4 protein-coding genes are annotated in these 2,908 nt (G+C 69.5%); 3 read left to right on the top strand and 1 reads right to left on the bottom strand.

Going from position 1 to position 2,908, the window contains the following annotated elements; all coding sequences use genetic code 11:
• Nucleotides 1-717, bottom strand: a 717-nt coding sequence (locus tag HOQ08_RS05820) for a lyase family protein (RefSeq protein WP_291192435.1), incomplete at its 3' end; no start/stop codon positions are given.
• 100 nt (nucleotides 718-817) lie between these two features.
• Between HOQ08_RS05820 and purB the strand changes: the two genes are divergently transcribed.
• The 3 genes from purB to HOQ08_RS05805 all read left to right on the top strand — a co-directional run.
• Complete coding sequence (gene purB / locus HOQ08_RS05815) at nucleotides 818-2,185, top strand: adenylosuccinate lyase (RefSeq protein ID WP_291192434.1); 1,368 nt, start codon at nucleotides 818-820, stop codon at nucleotides 2,183-2,185.
• A gap of 70 nt (nucleotides 2,186-2,255) precedes the next feature.
• Nucleotides 2,256-2,633, top strand: a complete 378-nt coding sequence (locus HOQ08_RS05810) for a BlaI/MecI/CopY family transcriptional regulator (RefSeq protein ID WP_291192433.1) — start codon at nucleotides 2,256-2,258, stop codon at nucleotides 2,631-2,633.
• Nucleotides 2,630-2,908: hypothetical protein (locus HOQ08_RS05805; protein ID WP_291192432.1), on the top strand; the 279-nt coding region annotated here is incomplete at its 3' end. The genes HOQ08_RS05810 and HOQ08_RS05805, both read left to right, overlap by 4 nt.

Here is a 2,908-nt window from a genome sequence, read left to right as displayed (position 1 = left end):
CACCGCGGGGCCGAACTTGGGGTCGGCGTTGATGCCGGTGCCCACCGCGGTGCCGCCCTGCGGGAGGCGGCGCATGCGCTTGAGCGCGTCCTCGATGCGTTCGATGGCCGAGGCGATCTGCGCGGCCCAGCCGGACAACTCCTGGCCGAAGGTCACCGGCATCGCATCCATCAGGTGGGTGCGGCCGGTCTTGGGCACGTTCTTCAGTTCGCGCGAGCGTTTGTCGATGGTCTTCTTCAGGTGCCTGAGCGCCGGCAGCAATTGCTCGCTGCTGGCGAGCGTGGCGCTGACGTGGATCTCGGTGGGGATCACGTCGTTGGAGCTCTGGCCGTAGTTGACGTGGTCGTTGGGGTGCACCTTGGCGCCGGCCTGCGCGGCGAGGTGGGCGATCACCTCGTTGGCGTTCATGTTGGTGCTGGTGCCCGAGCCGGTCTGGAACACGTCGATCGGGAACTGCGCGTCGTAGCGGCCTTCGGCCACCGCCATCGACGCCTTGCCGATGGCCGCGGCCTGGCCCTTCTTCAAGTGGCCGAGCGTGAGGTTGGCGGCCGCGGCCGCGGCCTTGATCAGGCCCAGCGCGCGGATGAACTGGCGCGGCAGGGTCAGGCCGGAGATCGGAAAATTGTCGATCGCGCGCTGGGTCTGCGCGCCGTACAGCGCGTCGGCGGGCACCTTGAGCTCGCCCATGCTGTCGTGTTCGATGCGGTAGTCGGCCATCGGGCGCTCCTTGGCGTGGGGAAGGCGACACTATAGGCCGCCGGTCGTCGGCGCGGAGGCCATGTAAAATGGCCGTTTTCCCTTTGCCGGAACACTCCCGATGAGCAGCCACGCCCTCACCGCCCTGTCGCCGCTGGATGGCCGCTATGCCGGCAAGGTCGAGCCCCTGCGCCCGATCTTCAGCGAGTACGGACTGATGCACCGGCGCGTGCAGGTGGAAATCGAGTGGCTGCTGGCGCTGGCCGCCGAGCCGGCGATCGCCGAGCTGTCGCCCTTCTCCGGCGCGCAGGTGGACCAGCTGCGCGCCATCGCCAGCGACTTCGGCGTGGCCGAGGGCGAGCGCGTGAAGGCGATCGAGGCGACCACCAACCACGACGTCAAGGCGATCGAGTACTTCATCAAGGAGCGCATCGGCGCCGATCCGGCGCTGGCGCAGGCCAAGGAGTTCGTGCATTTCGCCTGCACCAGCGAGGACATCAACAACCTGTCCTACGCGCTGATGCTGCGCGACGCGCGCGAGGGCGTGCTGCTGCCGATGTTCGACCGCATCATCGCCCGCCTGCGCGAGATGGCGCACGCCAACGCGGACCTGCCGATGCTCTCGCGCACGCACGGCCAGACCGCCTCGCCCAGCACGCTGGGCAAGGAGCTGGCCAACGTGGTGGCGCGGCTGGAACGCCAGCGCGCGCAGCTGGCGGCGCTGGAAATTCCCGGCAAGATCAACGGCGCGGTGGGCAACTACAACGCCCATGCGATCACCTACCCCGAGGTCGACTGGCGCGCCTTCTCGCAGCGCTTCGTGCAGAGCCTGGGCCTGGACTACAACCCCTACACCACGCAGATCGAGCCGCACGACGGCGTGGCCGAGTACTGCGACGCAGTGCGCCGCGCCAACATCATCCTGATCGACCTGGCGCGCGACATCTGGGGCTACGTGTCGCTGGGCTACTTCAAGCAGGCGCTGAAGGCCGGCGAGGTCGGCTCCTCGACCATGCCGCACAAGGTCAACCCGATCGACTTCGAGAACGCCGAGGGCAACCTCGGGCTGGCCAATGCGCTGCTGGGCCACTTCGCCGAGAAACTGCCGATCAGCCGCTGGCAGCGCGACCTGACCGACTCCACCGTGCTGCGCGCGCTGGGCACCGCCTTCGGCCACACGCTGGTGGCGCTGGAATCGCTGGCCAAGGGCCTGGGCAAGCTCACCGTGAATGCCGAGCGCCTGGCGGCGGACCTGGATGCGAGCTGGGAAGTGCTGGCCGAAGCCGTGCAGACGGTGATGCGCCGCTACGGCCTGCCCGAGCCCTACGAGCAGTTGAAGGCGCTGACGCGCGGCCAGGGCATCACGCGCGAATCCATGCGCCAGTTCATCGAGGGGCTGGACCTGCCCGCGGCCGCGAAGCAGCGTCTGCTGGAACTCACGCCCGGCGGCTACACCGGCCTGGCGGCGACGCTCGCCAAAGACATCTGACGCCGCCCTGCCCTCGCGCCGCCGACCGGCGGCGCTTGCCTGACCCGGGCACCGGATGCATGCTCGCCCGATGAAGTCGACCGTGCCCACCGCCGCCGAACTGGCGATCCTGCGCGTGCTCTGGAGCAAGGGCCCGGCCACCGTGCGCGACGTGCACGAAGCGGTCTACGCCGACACCGACATCGGCTACACCAGCTCGCTCAAGATCCTGCAGAACATGCTGGCCAAGGGGCTGGTGACGCGCAGCGAGGACGCCCGCCAGCACGTCTACGCCGCGGCGGTGTCCGAGCGGCCCACCTTGAACCGCCTGGTGCGCGGCTGGATGGACAGCGCGTTCGACGGATCGTCGCTGGCGCTGGCGATGCAAGCGCTGGACGCGCGCCCGGTCGCGCCCGAGGAACTGGCGCAGCTCAAGGCGATGATCCGCAAGCTCGAAGGCAAGTCGTGAGCTTCTTTACCGCCGCCTACCTCGCCCGCCTCGAACTGTGGGGGCTGGCGGCCCTGTGCCTGCAGGGCCCTCTGGTGGCGCTGTCGTGGGTGGCCTGGAGCCGCGCGTCGGCGAATGCGACCGCGGCGTCCCGCCACCGGCTGGCCTGCCTGCATCTTGCGGCGCTGGTGGCGCTGCCGGCGCTCACCGTGGCGATCCTGCACGCCACGGTGGCGGACATGGGCGTGACGCCCCTGCATGGCTCGCCCGAGGCGATGCTTTCCGCCCAGATGGCC

Origin of the sequence: Frateuria sp., assembly GCF_013362045.1 — a bacterium.
GTDB lineage: Bacteria > Pseudomonadota > Gammaproteobacteria > Xanthomonadales > Rhodanobacteraceae > Frateuria_A.
The sequence above is the reverse complement of the archived record's forward strand: the minus strand, read 5'-3'. Positions and strand labels throughout refer to the sequence as shown.